Origin of the sequence: Halorubrum sp. SD690R, assembly GCF_005435035.1 — an archaeon.
GTDB lineage: Archaea > Halobacteriota > Halobacteria > Halobacteriales > Haloferacaceae > Halorubrum > Halorubrum ezzemoulense.
Genome location: NZ_SGTV01000142.1, coordinates 1 through 445 on the forward strand (window position 1 = coordinate 1; position 445 = coordinate 445).

1 protein-coding gene is annotated in these 445 nt (G+C 67.9%); it reads right to left on the reverse strand.

The window, feature by feature from the left end:
- Positions 1-445, reverse strand: a 445-nt coding sequence (locus EXE41_RS19820) for an ABC transporter ATP-binding protein (protein ID WP_241987300.1), incomplete at both ends; no start/stop codon positions are given.

The following is a 445-nucleotide window of genomic DNA, read 5'->3' on the forward strand; positions in this document are numbered from 1 at the left end:
GGAACGTCAGTCCCAGCTCCTCCTGGAGGTCCTCGAGGAGGTTGATGATCCGGGCCTGCACCGAGACGTCCAGCGCCGAGACGGGCTCGTCGAGCACGAGGAACCGCGGTTCGAGCGCGAGCGATCGGGCGATCCCGACGCGCTGGCTCTGCCCACCGGAGAACTGGTGGGGGTAGCGGTAGAAGTGCTCCTCCCGCAGGCCGACCTGTTCGAGCAGGTACCGCACGCGATCCTCGCGCATCTCCGAGGCGTGTTTGGAGAGTTCGACGTGGATCTCGAACTCGTCGGCGTCGACCGTCACGTCGTCGTCGGACAGCGGCGCGTCCTCGCGGATGCTGACGCTGTCGTCGACGCCGACGGTGATGTCGGGGCGTTCGCCGTCCTCAGCACGATGAACGCGCTTGCCCGACACCTCGCGGTCGTCGCCCACCGACACCGCGAGATC